The organism is Paraburkholderia sp., assembly GCF_035501035.1.
Classification (GTDB): domain Bacteria; phylum Pseudomonadota; class Gammaproteobacteria; order Burkholderiales; family Burkholderiaceae; genus Paraburkholderia.
In genome coordinates this window covers 45,661-64,959 of sequence record NZ_DATJWR010000087.1, presented here as the reverse complement: position 1 = coordinate 64,959, position 19,299 = coordinate 45,661, and the positions used below count along the sequence as shown (strand labels likewise).

At 62.9% G+C, this 19,299-nt stretch carries 20 protein-coding genes and 1 pseudogene; 12 read left to right on the top strand and 9 right to left on the bottom strand.

Translation table 11 applies throughout. The annotated features are described in order from the left end of the window. Window positions 1-160: 160 nt before the first annotated feature. The 5 genes from VMJ11_RS06690 to VMJ11_RS06670 all read right to left on the bottom strand — a co-directional run bounded on the left by VMJ11_RS06690 (window position 161) and on the right by VMJ11_RS06670 (window position 3,826). On the bottom strand, window positions 161-556 hold the full coding sequence (locus VMJ11_RS06690; protein ID WP_325618178.1) for a hypothetical protein: 396 nt from the start codon (window positions 554-556) through the stop codon (window positions 161-163). An 85-nt stretch (window positions 557-641) separates the two neighbouring features. Next, window positions 642-896 (bottom strand): hypothetical protein, encoded by a 255-nt coding sequence (locus VMJ11_RS06685; protein WP_325618177.1) that lies wholly within the window; start codon window positions 894-896, stop codon window positions 642-644. A gap of 109 nt (window positions 897-1,005) precedes the next feature. Next, on the bottom strand, window positions 1,006-2,628 hold the full coding sequence (gene groL, locus VMJ11_RS06680) for a chaperonin GroEL (RefSeq protein ID WP_325618176.1): 1,623 nt from the start codon (window positions 2,626-2,628) through the stop codon (window positions 1,006-1,008). A 76-nt stretch (window positions 2,629-2,704) separates the two neighbouring features. Further along, window positions 2,705-3,022, bottom strand: coding sequence for a co-chaperone GroES (locus VMJ11_RS06675; protein WP_325618174.1), 318 nt, complete (start codon window positions 3,020-3,022; stop codon window positions 2,705-2,707). Window positions 3,023-3,193: 171 nt separating this feature from the next. Further along, a complete protein-coding gene (locus tag VMJ11_RS06670; RefSeq protein ID WP_325618172.1) occupies window positions 3,194-3,826 on the bottom strand; it encodes a diguanylate cyclase in 633 nt (210 codons plus the stop codon). A 197-nt stretch (window positions 3,827-4,023) separates the two neighbouring features. Between VMJ11_RS06670 and VMJ11_RS06665 the strand changes: the two genes are divergently transcribed. From VMJ11_RS06665 to VMJ11_RS06640, 6 genes and pseudogenes are all read left to right on the top strand, one after another. After that, entirely contained in the window at window positions 4,024-4,464 is a 441-nt protein-coding gene (locus tag VMJ11_RS06665; protein ID WP_325618170.1) for an Hsp20/alpha crystallin family protein, read from the top strand. Between the two features lie 36 nt (window positions 4,465-4,500). Beyond that, window positions 4,501-4,914, top strand: coding sequence for an Hsp20/alpha crystallin family protein (locus tag VMJ11_RS06660; protein WP_325618168.1), 414 nt, complete (start codon window positions 4,501-4,503; stop codon window positions 4,912-4,914). Between the two features lie 80 nt (window positions 4,915-4,994). Continuing rightward, the gene (locus VMJ11_RS06655; protein WP_325618166.1) at window positions 4,995-5,273 is read left to right on the top strand and encodes a hypothetical protein; all 279 of its coding nucleotides are present in this window, start codon (window positions 4,995-4,997) and stop codon (window positions 5,271-5,273) included. A 105-nt stretch (window positions 5,274-5,378) separates the two neighbouring features. Beyond that, the gene (locus tag VMJ11_RS06650) at window positions 5,379-5,687 is read left to right on the top strand and encodes a hypothetical protein (RefSeq protein WP_325618164.1); all 309 of its coding nucleotides are present in this window, start codon (window positions 5,379-5,381) and stop codon (window positions 5,685-5,687) included. 217 nt (window positions 5,688-5,904) lie between these two features. Next, window positions 5,905-6,153, top strand: a complete 249-nt coding sequence (locus VMJ11_RS06645; RefSeq protein ID WP_325618162.1) for a hypothetical protein — start codon at window positions 5,905-5,907, stop codon at window positions 6,151-6,153. 212 nt (window positions 6,154-6,365) lie between these two features. Further along, a pseudogene (locus VMJ11_RS06640) lies at window positions 6,366-6,617 on the top strand (methyl-accepting chemotaxis protein); the annotation flags it as partial. 136 nt (window positions 6,618-6,753) lie between these two features. Here the strand turns inward: VMJ11_RS06640 and VMJ11_RS06635 are convergent. From VMJ11_RS06635 to VMJ11_RS06625, 3 genes are read right to left on the bottom strand one after another with little or no spacing between them, the layout of a single operon-like run. Further along, window positions 6,754-7,053, bottom strand: a complete 300-nt coding sequence (locus tag VMJ11_RS06635; protein WP_325618160.1) for a helix-turn-helix transcriptional regulator — start codon at window positions 7,051-7,053, stop codon at window positions 6,754-6,756. Further along, window positions 7,046-7,657 (bottom strand): AraC family transcriptional regulator, encoded by a 612-nt coding sequence (locus tag VMJ11_RS06630; protein ID WP_325618158.1) that lies wholly within the window; start codon window positions 7,655-7,657, stop codon window positions 7,046-7,048. The genes VMJ11_RS06635 and VMJ11_RS06630 overlap by 8 nt, the downstream gene beginning before the upstream one ends. 6 nt (window positions 7,658-7,663) lie before the next feature. Continuing rightward, entirely contained in the window at window positions 7,664-10,477 is a 2,814-nt protein-coding gene (locus tag VMJ11_RS06625; protein WP_325618157.1) for a 2-oxoglutarate dehydrogenase E1 component, read from the bottom strand. A gap of 493 nt (window positions 10,478-10,970) precedes the next feature. Between VMJ11_RS06625 and VMJ11_RS06620 the strand changes: the two genes are divergently transcribed. Together VMJ11_RS06620 and mug are read left to right on the top strand one after the other, a co-directional pair. Further along, on the top strand, window positions 10,971-11,999 hold the full coding sequence (locus VMJ11_RS06620) for a GlxA family transcriptional regulator (protein ID WP_325618155.1): 1,029 nt from the start codon (window positions 10,971-10,973) through the stop codon (window positions 11,997-11,999). A gap of 4 nt (window positions 12,000-12,003) precedes the next feature. Continuing rightward, complete coding sequence (gene mug, locus VMJ11_RS06615) at window positions 12,004-12,561, top strand: G/U mismatch-specific DNA glycosylase (RefSeq protein WP_325618153.1); 558 nt, start codon at window positions 12,004-12,006, stop codon at window positions 12,559-12,561. A 50-nt stretch (window positions 12,562-12,611) separates the two neighbouring features. Here mug and VMJ11_RS06610 read toward each other — a convergent pair whose 3' ends face one another. Further along, window positions 12,612-13,550, bottom strand: coding sequence for a LysR family transcriptional regulator (locus VMJ11_RS06610; protein WP_325618151.1), 939 nt, complete (start codon window positions 13,548-13,550; stop codon window positions 12,612-12,614). A 619-nt stretch (window positions 13,551-14,169) separates the two neighbouring features. Here VMJ11_RS06610 and VMJ11_RS06605 point away from each other — a divergent pair. The 4 genes from VMJ11_RS06605 (at window position 14,170) to VMJ11_RS06590 (ending at window position 19,260) form a co-directional block, all read left to right on the top strand. Next, window positions 14,170-14,844: an antibiotic biosynthesis monooxygenase gene (locus VMJ11_RS06605; protein ID WP_325618149.1), complete on the top strand. Its 675-nt coding sequence runs from the start codon at window positions 14,170-14,172 to the stop codon at window positions 14,842-14,844. A gap of 163 nt (window positions 14,845-15,007) precedes the next feature. Then, window positions 15,008-16,636, top strand: coding sequence for an MFS transporter (locus VMJ11_RS06600; protein ID WP_414694315.1), 1,629 nt, complete (start codon window positions 15,008-15,010; stop codon window positions 16,634-16,636). A gap of 12 nt (window positions 16,637-16,648) precedes the next feature. Then, window positions 16,649-17,725 (top strand): HlyD family secretion protein, encoded by a 1,077-nt coding sequence (locus tag VMJ11_RS06595; protein WP_325618147.1) that lies wholly within the window; start codon window positions 16,649-16,651, stop codon window positions 17,723-17,725. Further along, window positions 17,722-19,260, top strand: coding sequence for an efflux transporter outer membrane subunit (locus VMJ11_RS06590; RefSeq protein WP_325618145.1), 1,539 nt, complete (start codon window positions 17,722-17,724; stop codon window positions 19,258-19,260). The genes VMJ11_RS06595 and VMJ11_RS06590 overlap by 4 nt, the downstream gene beginning before the upstream one ends. The last annotated feature ends 39 nt before the right edge of the window (window positions 19,261-19,299 follow it).

Sequence of the window (19,299 nt, the reverse complement as noted above, 5' to 3'; positions counted from 1 at the left end):
TCTGAATCAACGCGTCGCTGCGGGCGCGAGATCTGCCCGCGAAAGAACATCCGCCCTGCGCCGCAACCGGATGTCGTGTTCCCGATCTATTGAGGAATCGGCGCAACGTTTGCGAGCGCAACGCGTAGCTGTATTGATCGCGATCGAAGCTATGGACCGCTTATCCAGAAGGGCTGGAATTGCCGCTACGAGAACGCTTGCAGTGCCAATGTCTCGATACATGACGTGCGGCGTCGTCCCTCGAGCCTGGTTCGATCTCACACCAGAATTCCTGATGACGGGCGCCGAGACGGCGCGCCGCTTCGTAGCGATGAAAGTGACTGGCGAGCCAGAACTGGCAGCCGTCAAAGAAAACCTTCATTGGGGGTCGCGCCGCGCGCATTGAACCGCAGCGTATGGAGAGGGTGGCGTCCTCCAGCGCTGCATCGTCGAGCGATTCTTCACGGGCAAGCTCATCATCAACCGAGAGCTGCAAAAACTTGAGGTAGTCGCAACCGAGCACGCCCGCGGGAAGTCTGGCCGGTGGGCGCGCAGGCAAACGAGGATTGCTGGACATCGTGATGTCGGATTCCGCGGGAGAGCAGTATGGTCGGGAAATGGGCTTGCGTGGCCCCGAACACGACCTGGCTGGCCGGGGCAGTTCAATCGTCGGCCATGAGATGGCGAATCACGAGCGCTGGGTCAGCGATGTCCAGAATAAGCCGGCGTAGTATTCGTCGGCGCATGTGCTCTTCGTCGAGGATCCACGGCGCGCCTTTCTCGCTGAGATAGCGCGCAAGGGCCGCGTGGTGATCTTCATTGTCGGGCAGGTTCAGGCGGACTGCCAGCAGTCCCGCGACGACATCGTCGATTTCGATGGTCAGCGCCTTTGAGTCGATGCAAAGTTCAAGTTTCATGGTTGTCCCCGGAAAAAGCGGCGCCGCATGACGGAGACAGCGTGCGGCGCCGAACAAACTGCACCGGCCGGGAGCGGGTGGCCGGTGCGCGACTGCCAGACTGATAAGGTCAGAACTCGAGTTCCGGCGCGCTTGCCTGCGCGGTTTTATCGTCCTTTGGCGCCTCGGCAACCGTGGCGTCCGTTGTCAGGATCAGCCCCGCGATCGATGCCGCGTTCTGCAGCGCCGTGCGCGTCACCTTCGTCGGGTCGACGACGCCCGCTTCCACGAGATCGCCATATTCGCCCGTGGCGGCGTTGTAACCGAAGTTGCCCTTGCCTTCGAGTACCTTCGCGACGACCACCGAAGGTTCGTCACCCGCGTTGGCGGCGATCACGCGCAGCGGCGCCTCCAGTGCGCGCAGCGCGATGCGGATGCCTGCATCCTGATCGCCGTTGCTGCCCTTGAGATGGGCCACGGCCGAGCGCGCACGCAGGAGCGCCACGCCGCCGCCTGGCACGATGCCTTCCTCGACGGCCGCGCGCGTGGCATGAAGCGCGTCGTCGACGCGGTCCTTTTTCTCCTTCATCTCGACTTCGGTTGCCGCGCCAACCTTGATGACGGCCACGCCGCCCGCGAGTTTCGCGACGCGCTCCTGCAGCTTTTCGCGGTCGTAGTCGCTCGTCACTTCCTCGATCTGCGCACGGATGGACTTCACGCGTGCTTCGATGCGCTGTGCGTCGCCGGCGCCGTCGATGATGATGGTGTCGTCCTTGCGCACTTCGACGCGCTTTGCACGTCCGAGATCCTCGAGCGTTGCCTTCTGTAGCTGCTTGCCGGTTTCCTCGGAGATGACGGTTGCACCCGTGAGGATGGCGATATCCTCCAGCATGGCCTTGCGGCGGTCGCCGAAGCCCGGCGCCTTGACGGCTGCCACCTTCAGGATGCCTCGCATCGCGTTGACCACGAGCGTGGCGAGTGCCTCACCGTCGACGTCTTCCGCGACGATCAGCAGCGGCTTGCCTGCTTTCGAGGTCGCCTCGAGTACCGGCAGCAGATCCCGGATGTTCGAGATTTTCTTGTCGTGCAGCAGGATCAGGGCGTCGTCCAGATATGCCGCCTGCTTGTCCGGATCGTTGATGAAGTAGGGGCTCACGTAGCCGCGGTCGAACTGCATGCCCTCGACCACATCGAGTTCGTTTTCAAGAGACTTGCCGTCCTCGACCGTGATCACGCCTTCCTTGCCAACCCTCTCCATTGCGTCGGCAATGATCTTGCCGATCGCCTCGTCGGAATTTGCCGAGATCGAACCGACCTGGGCGATTTCGCGGCTGGTGGAAATCGGCTTCGAGAGCGTGCGCAGTTCATCGAGCACGGCGGCAACGGCCTTGTCGATGCCACGCTTGAGATCCATGGGGTTCATGCCGGCCGCGACATGCTTCATGCCTTCCTGGACGATGGCCTGTGCGAGCACGGTGGCGGTGGTGGTGCCGTCGCCAGCCACGTCGGCGGTCTTCGAGGCGACCTGCTTGACCACCTGCGCGCCCATGTTCTCGAATCGGTCCTTCAGCTCGATTTCCTTCGCGACCGATACGCCATCCTTGGTGATGGTCGGCGCGCCGAAGCTGCGTTCGATCAGCACGTTGCGGCCCTTCGGCCCGAGCGTGACCTTCACGGCATCAGCGAGAACGTTCACGCCCTTGACAATGCGGGCGCGTGCGCTGTCATGGAATTTGACGTCTTTTGCACTCATGTTGTTGCTCCGGATAAAGTCGTTGACCCGGCTCGTCGCGAACAACCAGTCGGGTGTGCGCGACCGGCTCGGGGTTTCAGGCGGCCTTGCGGGCAGCGCCCGCGTCGGCCTCGAGGACGCCCATGACGTCTTCCTCGCGCATGACGAGCAGTTCCTCGCCATCGACCTTGACGGTCTGGCCTGCGTACTTGCCAAAGAGCACCTGGTCACCGACTTTCAACTGGAGCGCGCGCAGCGTTCCATCCTGCAGCAGCCGGCCACTGCCGACCGCGACGATTTCGCCCTGTTCGGGCTTTTCTGCGGCTGAATCGGGAATCACGATGCCCGAGGCCGTCGTCCGCTGCGTTTCGATTCGCTTGACGATAACCCGGTCGTAGAGGGGACGAATCTGCATTTCCATCTCCTGAGCGATTAAAGGATCACCAAAAAGGGAACCCGGCTGCGAGGTGTCGCGGCGTGTGACCCGCCGCGATGCAGCCGTACCATTGCCTGGCGGGATGCGAAATAGAGGCGCCGCTTTCGACCTTCAAGAGGCTGCATAAACTGCAAGATGTAACAAAATGTTTCAGTGCGGCAGCAGGATGCGATGGACCGCCCCGAGCCGGTAAACGGTGCGCGTGCGCGATGGGTGCGGGTGCGGCTTCACCGGACAGGGCGGGTGGCGGCCGCCATCCGCATCGAGGGTATCGTCGGGTTCGTCCAGCGCCTGCCACAGTCCGCCCTTGACGGGCCGGAAGAGCCATCGCAGATAGCCGCGTCGCGCGGCCAGCTGCATCAGGTCATCGCGATCGTTCGCGCCGTCAACGAGACGTTCGTCGCGTGGCACCTCGTTCCCGTAGTCGCCGAACGCCTGCCGGCAGGCCAGCGTCTCGGCTGCGGACGCGCCCATGACGTTGCAGCCGCGTCGCTCGATGCGCTCCATCTCCCACGCACCGAACTGCCAGGCTGCGTCGAGGAGCATGGCGTCCACGGCTTCGACGCTGTGCCACGGCGCATCGATCTGGACGGCGGAGCCCGGCACGGCGCGTGGCGCAATCTCCACGCCGGGTAGCACGAGCGGCGTTGCGCGCCGGAAACCGTGCCAGTGAAGTATCGCGATGAGCGGCGTGTTCACCTGCGCAGCGGCGGTGACGGTGACGGCGAAGAGTGGCAGGCGCACGCTCTGCGTCTGCTCCTGAAGTCTGTCAAAAAGGTCCATGAAACCTCCGGGGTGACATGTTGCAGGGCCTCTTGAAATTTCCGCTCCTTGCGCTATTTTAAGCATCGCTCAGGCAGTCGCGATAAGCGCTGCGTGTTTCGATTTGTTTGTCGGCGGGGTTTTCCCACGGGCAGGCGGACTGGAGCGCGTGGTTCCGTTCGTCTTTCGTGAGAGGCCCCGATATCAAGGAGCCAGTCATGAGCGATCTTTTCTTCAGCCCCGATCTGCTGGGCGAATTCGACCGCCTGCAACGGCAGATGGCCAGCCTCTTTTCGGGCTTTCCCGCGAGCCTGCGCGCGATGCGCAGCGAAACCTTTCCTCCCCTCAACATCGGCGGTACCGACGACAGCGTCGAAATTGTCGCGTTCGCGCCAGGACTTGATCCGGCCGCGATCGACGTCTCGATCGACAAGGGGCTGCTGACGATCAGCGGCGAGCGCAAGCCGCCCGAGCCGGACGCGAAAGACGAGACACGCGTCTATGCCAGGGAACGTTTCATGGGCGCGTTCCGGCGGGTGATCGAGTTGCCGCAGCACGCCGATCCCGACAAGGTCAATGCGCGCTATGTGAACGGTTGCCTGACCATCAGCATCGGACGTTCCGAGGCGTCGAAGCCGCGCGCCATTGCCGTCCAGTGAGCCCCTGGGTGAAGCATGAGAATCACGGAGGACATCATGAACGACAGCACTGAACTGGCCACCCGTCAAACGCGCGCCGGCGTCGCCGCCCGCGAGAATGCGCAATCCGCGAAGCCGTTCACCCGTATCGCGCCAGCCGTCGATGTGTTCGAGGACAGCCACGGCATCACGCTGTATGCCGACCTGCCGGGCGTGTCGCGCGAGAAGCTCGATGTGCGCGTGCAGGACGGCAGCCTGAACATCGAGGGCGAGGCAGTGATTCCGACGCCGGCCGGGCTGCGCCTGCAGCATGGCGAAGTGCGCCACCCGCACTTCTGGCGCGCCTTCACGCTCAGCCCGGACTTCGACGTCTCGCGCATCGACGCACAGCTGCGCGATGGCGTGCTGAAGCTGACGATCCCTCGCCGCGAGGAGGCGAAGCCACGACGGATAGAGGTGAGCGTGGCTTAGAGATACATGCAGGAGCAGACGCGGTCATGTGGCGCGATCCGTCCGGGTGGCGCCGCTTCGCGAGCGACACGGAGGGAACAATGGAAAACGCGCGCTGCGAACGCTGCAAGGGCTTCACCATCGAGACCCGCGCATTTCCGGTGCGGCACTGTGCGCTTCCGGCTGGATCGGGGAGGTACATGGCCATCGTGCGTATCCGGCGCGCGAAGCAGACGGTCGAGGATTGGCATCTTCCTTGCACCGGCCGGCGTTGCGCGAGCGCGGACGAGGCGCACCGGGAAGCGGTCGATTACGCCATACGTGCGATCAACACGGGTTGTTTCGCAGATGCGGGACCGCCGGTGTGTGTGACCGTGTGACGGTGCGCCGCTGCGTGGTGCTGCCGCGTATGTATGGCCCGCGCCACGCGACGTTCTTCTGCGCCGCACCCCTGCTCACGGTTCCAATCTCGACAGGAGAGGGAAATGCTCAGCCCACACGAATTTGCGACCCTGATGCTGGTCCGTCAGGCGCCGGACCAGCTCGACATGAACCGCGCCGAACTCGACGCGTTGCTCGAGCGCCAGTTGGTCATGCTGGAGCATTGCGCGGCAGGCAGGCGCCGCGCCCACCTCACGGACAAGGGGCGATCGTTTCTCGATGCACTCCATCCGGATGGCGCGTCGCGTCAGAGAGACGCGCGCGCGGCAAACCGAAGCGCAGAGAGGAGAGACATGCCCCCCCCGCAGGGCGGCAATACGACGGACATCGTGGTGCCGGGGAGCGCCGGCTGAATGGCTCCGTGATCGCAGCGACGGGACCGTCTTCGTTGCCCGGCGCAAGGAGCACGCTATCTGCGGCGTACAACCGCTAACGTCGCAACGCGGGTGGCCACGCTGCCTGATTGCTCCAGGCCGCGTCGACGGCGACTTGCCGTGCGGAGCGCCGCGTGCTCCAGCGGCCAGCCAGGAAAGCCCTTCGCCGTGCGCGGGGGCATCCAGGTGGCTGAGCATGTCCCTGTCCGCTGTCGTGGATCGTTATCACGGGAAAGGTGGGGGGCTTGCTCGTGAGCTAGCGAACTGGCAACAAACAATTGCGGCCGAACTTTTAACGTCTGTCGAGCATATACTTCCCGCCGTCAATTCATACATTAGTGTGGCTGATCGCTGTTACCAATCAGGAGTGCAAACAGAAAAGCAGTTCGTTGCCGTGATAGGTCAAGAGGATACTTTATTGACGATTTACACAACCCTGATTTAAACAGCATTTATGCGGATCTTCTGTGCATCGGCAAGTTCCGGGGCGGATGCGCGCAATCGAAGGTTGATCTGTGGGGTACAAGCGGAGCATGTGTGCCCAGCCATTCTGCAACAGTGATCGCGAAACGTCGAACGAGATCCATGACGGGCGCCGCTCGCGAAAGAAAAAACCGTATGCGATCCAACGCTGGAAGGGATGCACCGAATGACTAGATCATCGATGACATCGTCGAGTCGGTGCATCGTGTTTCCGGCATCGTCGGCGAAATCTCGACGGCTTCCGGCGAGCAGTCGAAAGGCATCGAGCAGGTGAACATGGCCGTCACGCAGATGGACCAAGTCACGCAGCAGAATGCGGCGCTCGTGGAGGAGGCCGCCCCCGCCGCGCATGCACTGGCTGAGCAGGCGCGTTCGTTGCGTGAGTCCGTTGCGGCGTTCAGGCTGCGCGATGCCGCTATGGTGTGAGGGAGGGCGATCGTAGCAAAATCGCAGCCGGATTGCCCGACCGCACGACATCAACCAGCACGCCTGGCACTTTCCCGCGTTCTGTCCGAAAGGCCCGCGCGGATTGTCGGCGGCGAGCCCAAGCTGATCAGTTGTCCTATAAATGCAGCCAGATTTGTTCGGCAAACCTGCGTATCACATCCTCATTACGAGCAAGGAATATCCATTGACCCACTCGCGTCGAAACGAGCAGTCCCGCTTCGACCAGCACGGCCACATGCGCCGAGACCGTCGACTGGGACAGGCCGCTTCGCGTCTGTATCGCGCCCACGGGCACGCCATGGCCGAAATCGACATGGCCCTGCGGAAAAGCCTCGGCTGGCGCCTTCAGCCAGGTGAGGATGTCACGCCTGAGCGGATTGGCGAGTGCCTTGTGAATCAGATTCGCGTCAACCATGGAGTTCGCCACCCCGGGCAAGAGAGGACGGCGAGGCCATCAGCAACGCTTTGGCAACGGCTCCCATTGCGTTTTCTCCAAGATCCTCCCGCACGAGGGCCAGCGCCAGATGAATGCCGGCGCTCGCGCCGCCCGAAGAGTACAGGTTGCCGTCCTTCAGGCAGCCAGGATTGGTCATGACATGGACCTGCGGAAATTCTTCTGCGAGACGGTGCGCGTCGTGCCAACGCGTGGTGAGCCAGCGGTGGTCCGCCAGTCCGGCACGCGCAAGCAGAAACGCACCGTTGGAAATGCACGCGAGCCTTGGCGTCCTGCGCCCGGCGTCGCTCAGCCAGTCCACGAGTTGCCGGTGCTCGCGCGCCGGGCTCGTGACCGGGGAGCCCGGCACCACGACGATGTCGAACGGCGGGCGCTTATCCAGCAGGCACGCGGTCGTGTCCACCGCGGTCCCGTTGGAAGACAAGACTGGCCCGGGCGACGGCCCGATCAGATATTGCTCATAAAAGGTGGCGCCGCACAGGCGGTTCGCCTCATGAAACACATCCATCGGGCCGCTCACTTCGAGCAGTTGAAATCCCGCGTACAGCATCATCGCGACACGCATGCGAAGTTACCCCGTGAACGCCTGCGAAACGAGCGCCGCTTGCTTGGCCACGTGCACCGAGTGGAACCCGGGCGCGGTCGACGCCGTGGCCTCAACTCCGGCGTAAAGCAAGGTCATGCCGGGAGGCAGCATGTCGCGCAGCACCGGCTCGATGTAGCTCCAGGCGCCCTGGTTGCGCGCTTCCTCCTGGCACCAAACCACTGTCTTCAGGTTCGGATAGCGGGCGAGTTCGGCGGCGAGTTGTGTGGAAGGAAACGGATAGAGCTGCTCCACGCGGATGATCGGCGTGTCGGTCATGCCCGATGTGCGGCGATGCTCGAGCAGCTCGAAGTAGACCTTGCCCGATGCCACGATGGCGCGCTCGACGCTCGCAGCCCGTGACGGCTCGATCTCGTGATCCGGGAGCACCGCGCGGAATTCGCCAGTGGCCAGTTCGTCGTACGTGCTGACCGCTTCGGGGTGCCGCAGCAGCGACTTGGGCGTCATCACGACAAGCGGGCGCGGCTCGGAAGCCTGGGCCTGCGAGCGCAGCAAATGGAACATCTGTGCGGGCGTCGTGGGTTGGGCGACCCGCATGTTGTCCTGCGCGCTCAGTTGCAGGTAGCGCTCGAGACGGGCCGAAGCGTGTTCCGGTCCTTGCCCTTCCTGCCCATGAGGCAGGAACAGCGTGAGGCCACTGCGTTGCCCCCACTTTGCGGTGCCCGACGCGATGAACTGGTCGATGACCACCTGTGCGCCATTGGCGAAGTCGCCGAACTGCGCTTCCCATATCACGAGCGCATTGCGGTTCACCGTCGAATAGCCGTACTCGAAGGCCAGCACTGCGGCCTCGGAGAGGATGGAGTTCGTCACGGTGAAGCGGCCTTGCGTGTTGCTCACGTGATCGAGCGCGATGTAGGTGCCGTCCGGACGATGCATGCGCTTCTGATCGTGCAGCACGGCATGGCGATGACTGAAGGTTCCGCGCGCGCTGTCCTGCCCGCTCAATCGAACGTCGACTCCCGCGCCGAGCAACGAGGCGAATGCGAGATGTTCCGCCATGCCCCAATCGATCGGCCGCTTTCCGGAGGCCATTTCCTGGCGGCCGCTCATCACCTTCTTCGCCAGCGTATGAAGCTCCATGCCCTCCGGGACAGTCGATATCCGCTGTGCGAGCTCGCGCAGTTGCTCAGCCGACGGTGCGCTGTCGCGCACCGGGCTCGTCGCTTCGGCCGCGGGCGCCGGCGAAGCCTCGGCGCTCGTGCTCTCTTGCGCTTGCTTCAGAATGTCACGACGCGCGTTCACGTAGCCCTCGACCTGCTCGGCCGTCACCACGCCTTGCTGAATCAGCTTGCGGGCATAGAGCGTCCGCACGCCCGGATGGAGCGAAATCGCGCGATACATGAGCGGCTGGGTGATGCCCGGCGTGTCCTGTTCCTGGTGCCCATACCGGCGGAAGCAGACGAGGTCGATGACCACGCTGCGGCTGAACGTGCTGCGGTAGTCGAGCGCGAGGCGCACGGCCATCGCCACGGCTTCGGGGTCGTCGGCATTGACGTGCAGGACCGGGGCTTCGATCATCTTCGCCACGTCCGTGGTGTAGAACGACGAACGCGTGTCGCGCGGATCGGAAGTCGTAAAGCCCACCTGATTGTTGACGACGACGTGGACGGTGCCGCCCGTGCCGTGTCCGCGCGTATAGGAAAGGCTCAGGGTTTCCATCACGACGCCCTGGCCCGACATCGCCGCATCGCCGTGAATTTCGACCGGGAGTACGTTGGCGCTGTCCATGCTTCCCGATGTTTCGGCCTTGGCGCGCGCCATGCCTTGCACGACCGGGTTCACGAATTCCAGGTGTGATGGGTTGAACGCGAGCGTGACTTCAACTGGCCCGAAGGCGGTCTCGATCGCGCTTGTGTAGCCCTTGTGATACTTGACGTCGGCCGCGAGAAGTTTTTCCGTATCCTTGCCTTCGAACTCATCGAACAGCGTACGCAATGGCTTGCCGGCGACGTTCACGAGAACGTTCAAACGTCCGCGGTGCGCCATGCCCATCACGACCTTGCGCACCTTCTTCGAGGCGCCGTACCGCACGAGTTCGTCGAGCAGCGCGATCAACGATTCGCCGCCTTCGAGCGAGAATCGCGTTTGCCCCACGTAGCGCGCGTGAAGGTGCTTCTCGAGCCCTTCGGCTGCGATGAGGCGTTCGAGAAGCCTGACTTTCTCCTCGGCCTGCAGCGAGGGCTTCGCCCGGGTGGCTTCGAGTTGCATCTGCCACCAGCGCCGTTGCTCGGCGTCGGTCAGGTGCATGAACTCGGCGCCGAGCGTGCCGGTATAGGTCTCTTCGAGGCCTGAAACGATGTCTGCGAGCGTGGCGTCGTCGTCGAAGAGGAACGTGTCGGCGGTGCTGAATTTTGTCGCCATGTCCGCGGCCGACAAGCCGTAGTAAGCCGGCGTCAGCTCAGCATAGGCGCGTGGCGGCGTCCACATCAGCGGGTCGAGATTGGCCTCGCGCGTGCCGATCATCCTGAACGCGGCGATGAGCGACTGCACGGCCACCTGCTTTCTCGCGAGGCCCAGGGCGTCGCCAGCCCCTGGCTCGGCCGGCACGACGGCGCGCGGTGGGCGCTTCGCGAGCTCGACGAAGTGCGAAATGACCGGCGCGTGCGGCTCGTCGTCGCGATCGCTGCCGTCGATGGCGGGCGTTTCGCGCAACGCATCGAACCACGCACGCCATTCACTCGTGACCGTTTCCGGGTCAGCGAGATACAGTTCATACTGCTCTTCGACGTACGGGGCGTTTCCCCCGAACAGGAATGAGGTTTGACGTTCCTTCAACATGATGAATCTGCCCTTACCCGGTGCGCGGTGTCATGTCGACCGCTGCACACATGGAGTGACGGGTGTCGTTCGATCCGGGCAGCTCGCGGTACAAACCAGGCGCCGACGTCCGTCACAAGCGTCGTCCTGAGCGGGAGACTTCCCGGTACGTCCGGGTCGTATTCCCAGTCGCATTCGTGAACACAGTCTAGTTAGCCCGCGCCGCCGAGCAAATGCGCGCATGGTGCCGTCGCCGGCCAATCAGTGGGCGTTTTGGGTCACGCGGGCTCTCACCCCCATGCCACGCGATGCGCGCGGTGCAAGCGGCCCGTTCGGCCCGCGCGGCCCGACCGGCGACTTGTTACACCAGCGAAAAACACTTTTACCGGGGACAGATTGCGCGCGGTGCCGATGACGCGATATGCTGCGCGCCAACAGCGTTGTTTGGGCCCGGTGCGTTCACCCGACCTGGACCGGCAACGAAAGCATTCTCACCACCAGTCAAGGTCACGGCATGAAAGTCGCCATTGTGGTGTTCGATGGTGCGCAGGCGCTCGATGTCGCAGGCCCGCTCGATGTATTCGCCGAAGCGAACACGTTTCTGCCCGAGCACCAGAGGTACGAGGTGTCTCTGCTGGGGCGCAAGGCCGGCAACGTCAGCTGCTCGAACGGCATGCAGCTTGCGGTCTCGTTCGGTTTCGCCGACCGTGACATTCAATGGGACCTGCTGCTGGTGGCGGGCGGCCCGCAACTGCCCGACTCGGAGCCGTGCGACGAATTTCTGACGTGGCTGCAAAGTCAGGCACGCGGCGCGAGCCGCTTTGGCTCCGTATGCAATGGCGCGTTCGTGCTTGCCCGTGCGGGCCTGCTCGACGGCAAGGAAGTGACGACGCACTGGTCGGACGCCGGCCGCCTCTCCAACGAGTTTCCCCACGCGAACGTGCAGCCGGACAGGATTTTCGTGCGCGACGGCAAGCTCTTCACTTCGGCCGGCGTGACTGCGGGCATCGATCTGTGTCTGGCGCTGGTTGCGGAAGACTGGGGGCATGAGCTGGCGGTTCGGGTTGCTAAACGACTGGTCGTGTATATCCAGCGCGAAGGCGGCCAGTCTCAGTACAGCCCGTATATCGGCGCCGGCAAGGACGAGGATCCGATACTCAGCAAGGTGTATCAATACGTGAGCGAGCATTTGACCGATACGCTTTCGGTCGAGGAACTCGCGAATGCGGCTTCGGTGAGCCGGCGAACGTTGTCGCGGGTATTCGCGAAGCATGCGAAGGTGACGCCTTCCGTATTCGTCGAGCAGGTTCGCGTCGATACGGCGAGGAAACTGCTCGAGGACTCCGATGCGCCGCTCAAGACCGTTGCATACAAGTGCGGCTTTCACAGCGCCACGCACATGCGGACCACGTTCTCGCGGCGGCTGAATGTTACGCCGCAGCAATATCGCCAGCGATTCAGAGGGGATGCGGCCGCATCGCAAGGGCCGCTCGGCGCGGCCGGCGAGCGTATCGGCCCGATGAGTCTGCAAGCGGCGGGCTAGCGCTTTGCAAACATCTGGTCCAACCGCGCCGCACGTCGATCCGGCTTTGTCTTTGCCCGACATTATCGAGCCCGGGTTGTCGATTCTGTTTTGTGGAATCAACCCGGGTATGCAGGCGGCCTCCACGGGGCGCCATTTCGCGGGCAGAGGCAACCGATTCTGGAAGGTCCTCCATCTCGCCGGTTTTACGAAGGAGGAGTTTCGCCCGGAAAACGACCGTCAGTTGTTGCAGTACGGCTATGGTCTGACGACGGCGGTCTCTCGCCCCACGGCACGCGCGGACGAGTTGACGAAGGCGGAGATTCAAGCCGCCGCATCGCAGTTTGAACTGAAGATTCAACGATACGCGCCGAGGTACATCGCGTTCCTCGGCAAGATGGCGCTTTCTGAAATGTCAGGAAAGCGCGATATTCAGTGGGGTCTGCAAGCGGCGGATTTCGGCGGCGCGCGCGCATGGGTTCTGCCGAACCCCAGCGGTCTGAATCGGGGGTTCAGTCTCGATGCGCTCGTGAGCGCTTACCGCGAACTGCGTATGGCGATTGCGGCTTCGAGCCGGGATTAGCGGGCAGCGTTGCTTGACGACGCGTAACAGGCGGCGTTCCTTCAGCCCGCCTACGGCTTGCAGTGGCCGTCGGGCGTGAGGCCGCCGGCGCATTGAAGCTGCGGATTGCTGCGCAGCGTATCGGTCACGAACTCCACGAAGGACCGGATCTTTCCGCTCGTACTGCGCCGCTCGACGTGAAGCAGATTGACGGGCGTCGACTCGGGCTCATAGGCTCTCAAGATCGGCAGCAGGTTGCCGGCCGACACCTCGGGGGCCGCCTGATAGGACAAGAGCTGCGTGATCCCCACGCCGTCCGCCGCGGCCAAAATGGCGGCGGGCGCTAGATTGACGATCATCCGCGGCTGCACGCGTACGGGCAATTTCGAGCCGTTTTCGTAAAAGGCCCAATCCAGGGGTTGCGACACGCCGGTAAACGAAACGCAATGGTGGTTGGTGAGTTCTTCAGGATGAATGGGTTCCCCGCGCTCGGCGAGATAGGCGGGCGACGCGAATGTCTGGCGGCGTACCGCTCCCAGCCGAACCGCGAACGTCGAGGAATCGCCGAGATGGCCGATACGAATGGCAACGTCCACGCCTTCTTCGAGAAGCCGTGTGGGACGATCGCTATAGACGGCGTTGACGCTGACGTCGGGGAAGTGCTGGGTGTACGCGTTGACGAGCGGGGCGATGAACTGCTGGCCCAATTGCACCGGCGCCGAAATGGTCAGCGTGCCGATGGGCTTCTCGGGATTCGCGGCGATATTCGATTCCGCGTCCGTGATACCGTCGAGCAGCTTTCGGCAGGCCTCGAGGTAAGCCACCCCGGCATCCGTTGCCCGGATCGAGCGCGTCGTGCGCGCCAACAACTGTGTACCCAGACGAGTTTCAAGCGAGTTGACTGCGCGCGAGACCGCCGCCCGCGACAAGCCGAATTTCTCGGACGCAGCGCTAAAGCTGCCTCGATCGATGATGGCTACAAAAACTTCCATCTCGCGTAATCTGTCCATCTTGATTCCTAACCCCGAGTCTCTCGCAATCGCCAGGCAATGGTAAAGAAACGTCCCGCAAAAAAGGCTTCGCGAAGACGTGCACGAGGACTCGACGCTCAGCCTGAATCCATACGGCGCGATTGTAAGCACCCTGTGCGGCCTGGTCATGCCGCGCGGCTGCGATTGGCTCAAAACAGCGCATGAATGGCGCGTGTCGAATCAGTTCGATCCTGGGTGGGGCGCGCTTTTATGCCTTTCACGTCATACGTAATCGCTTGAGCAAACGCTTGATTACCCGCGGGGAAAAGCGCGTGATAGCACGTACGAACGTTTTCAAGGTGTCGCCGGGCGGCCTGGCAAGATTCTCGTACTAGATGGCCCAAAATCCGACCAGCCGGCGCTTCAAGAATTTCGGCTCCTCTCTGACAATAAGGGACGCCATCAGATAGCAATGGGTAGCGCTGACCTGATGGAATGCTCATGCAAGGCGTGGCAGCGGGACTCCTGAACAATTGATTTATCCGGTCGCGATTCCTCGCTTCGTCTTTGATATGGGCAAGGGTGGCACCCACATTGCCACGGCGCCGTGGTAATTCCGGGTCACGAAGTCTAGCTAAGCGAAACGAGAGGGGTTGATATGTTTTCAGCAATGCTCGAAGTCAAACCCATACCCGACCAATTCGAGGCGTATCTCGGCATGGCAAAGATGCTGACGCCGGAACTCGAAAAAATCGAGGGCTTTATCGACAACGACCGTTATGCGAGTTTGACCCGCGACGGCTGGCTGCTCTCGTTGTCGAGCTGGCGCGACGAGAAGTCGCTCGTGCGCTGGCGAACGACGACGAAGCATCACAAGATCCAGCAAGCCGCGCGTGATCGCGTATTCTCAGATTATCAATTGCGTATTGGCCAGACAGTTGCGGACACCCGCCTTCCCGAAGGCGAAGCGCTGATCGAGCAACGCCTCGACGTCACCGAAGTGGGCGCCGGCACGGCGGTCACTCTGCTCGACGCCACGCGTGACCCCGATTGGGTCAGGCAAGGTGGCGCGGATGCCGTTCGGCAAGCGCTCGGGCTCGGATTGCAGGCGCCGGGTCTCGTTGCATGGGACGCATTCGACGCGCTGTTGACGCCGGGCAAGGTGATCGTGGTCGCCTCGTGGCGCGACATGGCGGCGGCCGAGGCGTTCGAGCGCGAGCTGAAGCTGCCCGAAGGCGTGCGTCTGCGGCACATCCGGATCATTCGCGAGTACGGGATGTTCGATCGCCGCGAAGCGCCGCAACATTTCGAGGAAATGGAGCGCCCGGTTTGAAGCGGCGACACGTCTGCACTGCCGAACGAATACAGGCTATTTCGTATGGCCGCCGTCTCGTTCGGCACGGTGAAGTTGGTGCGACCATCGGGCAAAGTGAGCCGGGTAGCCCGATGGTGATTTGCGGAAGCGATATCTCGCTGAATATGAGTAGCTGATACCTATGACGACCGCAAACTCTTTGACGACTGAAGCGCAAAGCCCGGGGGGCCCGCAATTGCCGGCCCGAAGTCCGGGGCCGGACGTGGCGGCAGCGCCGGCGAAGCCGGCTCCCGCACAACCTGATTTCACGTTCCGGCTTGCCATGGGGCTGGTTGGGATGCTGTGCGCGTCCCTGCTGGCCATTCTCAACGAGCAGGTGACCGCGGCCGCGATGAACGACATCCGGGGCGCCTTCTTGATCGGGTATGACGATGGGACCTGGCTCACTGCTCTGTTCGAAGCAGCCAACGTGGCGACGATGGTGTTTGCGCCGTGGTTCGGAATCACGTTCACGCTCAAGCGCTTCACGATCGGTGCCGTGCTCGCCACGATGTTCTTCGGGCTGCTTTGCCCCTTTGCCCCGAATCTGTTCACGCTCTACGCTTTGCGCATCCTTCAGGGGATCTCGGGGGGCTGCCTTCCTCCCATGCTGATCATCGTCGCGCTGCGTTATCTGCCGCCCCCATTCAAGCTCTATGGACTGGCCGGATACGCGATGACGGCGACCTTCGGGCCGGCCCTCGGCACGCCGCTCGCCGCCTTGTGGACGGAGTTCGTAAGCTGGCGAATGGCATTCTGGCAAATCATTCCGTTCGGCGTGCTGTGCTGTGTGGCGATTCAGCTAGGGCTGCCCGCCGATCCTCTGAAGCTCGAACGGCTTCGCTCGTTCAACTGGATCGGTTTCATAACGGGATTCCCGGCTGTCGCGATGCTTGTCACGGGTCTTTTGCAGGGAGACCGTCTCGACTGGTTCAATTCGGATTTCATTCGGGTCATGTTCTGCGGGGGAGTGGTGCTGGCCGTGGCATTCCTCGTCAACGAGTGGTATGCGCCCGTTCCGTTTTTCAAGCTGCAACTGCTTGCTCGCAGGAATTTTACGCATGGGCTTACGACATTGCTGGGCACCGTGATTCTGCTGGTCGGCGTCGCGGCCATCCCCGGGCAATTTCTCGCCGGAATTCATATGTACAGGCCGCTGCAGACGACGCCGCTCTCGTTGCTTCTTGCCATCCCGTTGTTGATTACGCTTCCTCTGACGGCTGCTTTGCTGAATCTGCGGCGTGTCGACCATCGCTGGGTGATGGCCGTGGGCCTTTCCCTGATGATCGTGACGTGCCTGATGGGCAGTTACATGGATTCCGAGTGGATTCGTGACAACTTCTATGCGCTGCAGTCGCTGCAAATCATTGCGCAGCCCATGGTGATCATGGCGATCCTGATGGGCGTCACGACAGGATTGCCGCCGACGGAAGGTCCGTTTGCTTCGGCGATGTTCAACACGGTCAAGACGTTTGCCGCCGCCGTGGCGACGGGTCTGATCGAAGGGGTCGGCACCGCGCGCGAGCACTTCCATTCGACGATGCTCGTGGATCAACTGGGTAACCGGGCGCTGGTGGCGAGCCAGAGCCCCGAGGCGTCCTTGGGTCTTGGCGCGCTCGCGCACCAGATCCACGAGCAGGCAGTCGTTCTCACTTCCGCCGATCTCTATCGCGTGTTGGCGTGCATAGCCGCCGCACTTCTTCTCCTTATTCCCGTGCTGCCGGTGCGTATCTATCCGCCGTGGAGCACGACACCGCCCTCTTCGCATTGAGGACAGATTGCCATGGCATCGATTACCCCATCCCAGTCGAAACTGTTGCGTATTGCTGCAGTCGTCGTCGTTGTCGCTATTGTTATATGGGCCTGTGTGCGGCTCCTTTATCGCCCGAATACGGAATCCACGAACGACGCCTACGTAACGGCGGATTTCACGCTCGTCGCGCCGCGTGTCCCGGGGCAAATTACGGAAGTCCCGGTGAACGACAACGAGGACGTAAAGGCCGGCCAACTGCTGGTACGCATCGATGACCGCGACTACCGCGCCGCATTGATGAGCGCGGAAGCGGAGGTGGCGGCCGCAAAGGCGTCGGTTGCGAACTATGACGCGGAGATCGCGCGTCAGCCGTCGCTGGTCGATCAGGCGCGCGCTACGTTGCAGGTCGACGGCGCGTCGATCGGATTTGCGCGGGCCAACGCCACGCGCTACCAGAATCTCTCCGTTACCGGCGCGGGAACGACGCAGGAACAACAGCAGGCGACGAGCACGCTTGCCGAGCAACTGGCGCAGCAGTCCCACGACCAGGCTGCGTTGTCGGCGACCGAGCAGAATCTGGAGGTCCTGCGTACCGAACGCGACAAGGCCGCTGGTGCGCTGCAGCACGCCGAAGCGGTGCTCGAGCAGGCGAAGCTCAATCTCTCCTATACGGAGATCCGTGCGGCGGTGGACGGCAAGATTGGCCGCCGTTCGGCGCGCGTTGGCGCGTACGTGACACCCGGCACGCCGATCATGGCGATCGTGCCGCTCTCGGAAGCGTATGTCGTTGCCAACTTCGAGGAAAGCCAGATCACCAACATGCGACCGGGTGAAAGCGTGCGCGTGACGGTCGACAGCCTTCCGGGCGTGGTGATTCGAGGCCGTGTAGACAGTCTTGCGCCGGCAACCGGCGTGAGCTTCGCGCCGATCGCACCCGACAACGCAACGGGTAACTTCACGAAGATCGTCCAGCGTGTCCCCGTGAAGATCACGATCGACCGTGGGCAGCCGGCAGCATCTGCATTGAGTGTTGGGCTTTCCGTCGAAGCGGAAGTGGCCGTTGGTCGAGATGCCGCGACGACCGATGACGGAGCGCAAAGAAAATGAACCCGACCGAAAATTCTATGCGTGTGATCGTCCCGGCGGTGCTGGCGAGCCTTGCCATGACGGGCTGCATGCTCGGACCGAATTTCGAACACCCGCAGACGTCGACGCCGGAGGTGTTCAACCGCACGCAAGCGGCGCAGGCGCAGAGCAAGCCTGTGGAAGCGCCGTTGGATCAGGACTGGTGGACGCTGTTCAACGATCCGATACTGGACGATCTGGAAAAGCAGCTGGCCGACGCGAACCTGGACGTGGCAGCGGCGTCGGCACGCCTGCTGCAGAGCCGCGCCGAACGGCGCGTTGCGGGTGCCGCCGAACTTCCCACCATCGACGGAGCCGCATCGTATAACCGCGAGCGCGGGAGCGAGAACGGCATTCTGTCGCTGCTCGGCGTGACGCCGACGCAAACCCAGACGCAATCGGCTGCGGGCAACACGCCGCTGGGCGTGGCCGCGATGCCGGGCTCCAAGGGGTCGCCTGCCTACAACCTGTACCAGTTCGGTTTCGACGCCTCATGGGAGGTCGACATCTGGGGGCGCGTGAGGCGCAGCGTCGAAGCGGCGACGGCGCAGTCCGAGGCTTCGTGGGAGGACCGCAACGCAATCTTGCTGAGCGCGCGTGCGGAGCTCGCGCGGGACTATATCGAGCTGCGCGACACGCAGGCGCTGCTGAAGATCGCGAAGGAAAACCTCGATATCGCCAACGACTCGCTGAAGCTCACACAGGTACGCGTGCGTGAAGGTGTCACGACGGATCTCGACGTCGCCAACGCATCGGCACTGGTGGACAACATCGAAAGCCTGATTCCGACGCTGGAGTCGCAGTCCGAGACGCTGATCAATGCGATCGGGCTGCTGCTTGCAGAGGAACCGGGTGCGCTGCAGCAGACGCTGGCAGACCCGCATGACGTGCCCGTGCTTCCGGCGCAGGTGCCTGTCGGCTTCCCATCGGAACTGGTGGAACGCAGGCCGGACATCCGCAGGGCGGAAGCGGACCTGCACGCGGCGACGGCTTCGATCGGCGTGGCGAAGGCCGACTTTTATCCGCGCATCACGCTGAACGGCAGCGCGGGTTTCCAGAGCCTTCAGCTCTCGAATCTCGCCACCTGGGAGTCGGGGCAATACGTCCTCGGCCCCTCGATTACGCTGCCCATCTTCGAGGGCGGGCGCCTGAAGGGAACGCTCCAGCTGCGTGAGGCGCAACAGAAGGAAGCGGCGATCGTCTACAAGCAGACGGTTCTCGAGGCGTGGAAGGAAGTGGACGATGCGCTAGTCACATACGATGCCGAACAACGGCGGCGCGACCGGCTGATCGCGGCCGTGAGCATGAACCAGCGCGGGCTTGAGGTTGCGCAGCAACGGTACAAGGCGGGCGCGCTCACTTATCTCGACGTGTTGAACGTGCAAAGGCAGCTGCTCGAAACGCAAAGCAGTCTCGAGCAGAGCAAGGCCAAGGCCGCGACCAATCTCGTCACGCTGTTCAAAGCCCTGGGAGGCGGCTGGGAGTCGACATACGGCGAGCAGGCGGCCGCGCGTTGACGCGAGGCGCGCCGCGCCTCGCCACGCGCATTCGACGAC

Coding starts and splice junctions, on each gene's coding strand:
- VMJ11_RS06665 (WP_325618170.1), top strand. CDS start 4,024: ATGAGCGATCTTTTCTTCAGCCCCGATCTGCTGGGCGAATTCGACCGC.
- VMJ11_RS06650 (WP_325618164.1), top strand. CDS start 5,379: ATGCTCAGCCCACACGAATTTGCGACCCTGATGCTGGTCCGTCAGGCG.
- groL (WP_325618176.1), bottom strand. CDS start 2,628: ATGAGTGCAAAAGACGTCAAATTCCATGACAGCGCACGCGCCCGCATT.
- VMJ11_RS06685 (WP_325618177.1), bottom strand. CDS start 896: ATGAAACTTGAACTTTGCATCGACTCAAAGGCGCTGACCATCGAAATC.
- VMJ11_RS06630 (WP_325618158.1), bottom strand. CDS start 7,657: ATGCGTGTCGCGATGATGCTGTACGCGGGATTTCAACTGCTCGAAGTG.
- VMJ11_RS06595 (WP_325618147.1), top strand. CDS start 16,649: ATGGCATCGATTACCCCATCCCAGTCGAAACTGTTGCGTATTGCTGCA.
- VMJ11_RS06645 (WP_325618162.1), top strand. CDS start 5,905: ATGTCCCTGTCCGCTGTCGTGGATCGTTATCACGGGAAAGGTGGGGGG.
- VMJ11_RS06670 (WP_325618172.1), bottom strand. CDS start 3,826: ATGGACCTTTTTGACAGACTTCAGGAGCAGACGCAGAGCGTGCGCCTG.
- VMJ11_RS06620 (WP_325618155.1), top strand. CDS start 10,971: ATGAAAGTCGCCATTGTGGTGTTCGATGGTGCGCAGGCGCTCGATGTC.
- VMJ11_RS06655 (WP_325618166.1), top strand. CDS start 4,995: ATGGAAAACGCGCGCTGCGAACGCTGCAAGGGCTTCACCATCGAGACC.
- VMJ11_RS06635 (WP_325618160.1), bottom strand. CDS start 7,053: ATGGTTGACGCGAATCTGATTCACAAGGCACTCGCCAATCCGCTCAGG.
- VMJ11_RS06690 (WP_325618178.1), bottom strand. CDS start 556: ATGTCCAGCAATCCTCGTTTGCCTGCGCGCCCACCGGCCAGACTTCCC.
- VMJ11_RS06660 (WP_325618168.1), top strand. CDS start 4,501: ATGAACGACAGCACTGAACTGGCCACCCGTCAAACGCGCGCCGGCGTC.
- VMJ11_RS06625 (WP_325618157.1), bottom strand. CDS start 10,477: ATGTTGAAGGAACGTCAAACCTCATTCCTGTTCGGGGGAAACGCCCCG.
- VMJ11_RS06605 (WP_325618149.1), top strand. CDS start 14,170: ATGTTTTCAGCAATGCTCGAAGTCAAACCCATACCCGACCAATTCGAG.
- VMJ11_RS06675 (WP_325618174.1), bottom strand. CDS start 3,022: ATGCAGATTCGTCCCCTCTACGACCGGGTTATCGTCAAGCGAATCGAA.
- VMJ11_RS06590 (WP_325618145.1), top strand. CDS start 17,722: ATGAACCCGACCGAAAATTCTATGCGTGTGATCGTCCCGGCGGTGCTG.
- VMJ11_RS06600 (WP_414694315.1), top strand. CDS start 15,008: ATGACGACCGCAAACTCTTTGACGACTGAAGCGCAAAGCCCGGGGGGC.
- VMJ11_RS06610 (WP_325618151.1), bottom strand. CDS start 13,550: ATGGACAGATTACGCGAGATGGAAGTTTTTGTAGCCATCATCGATCGA.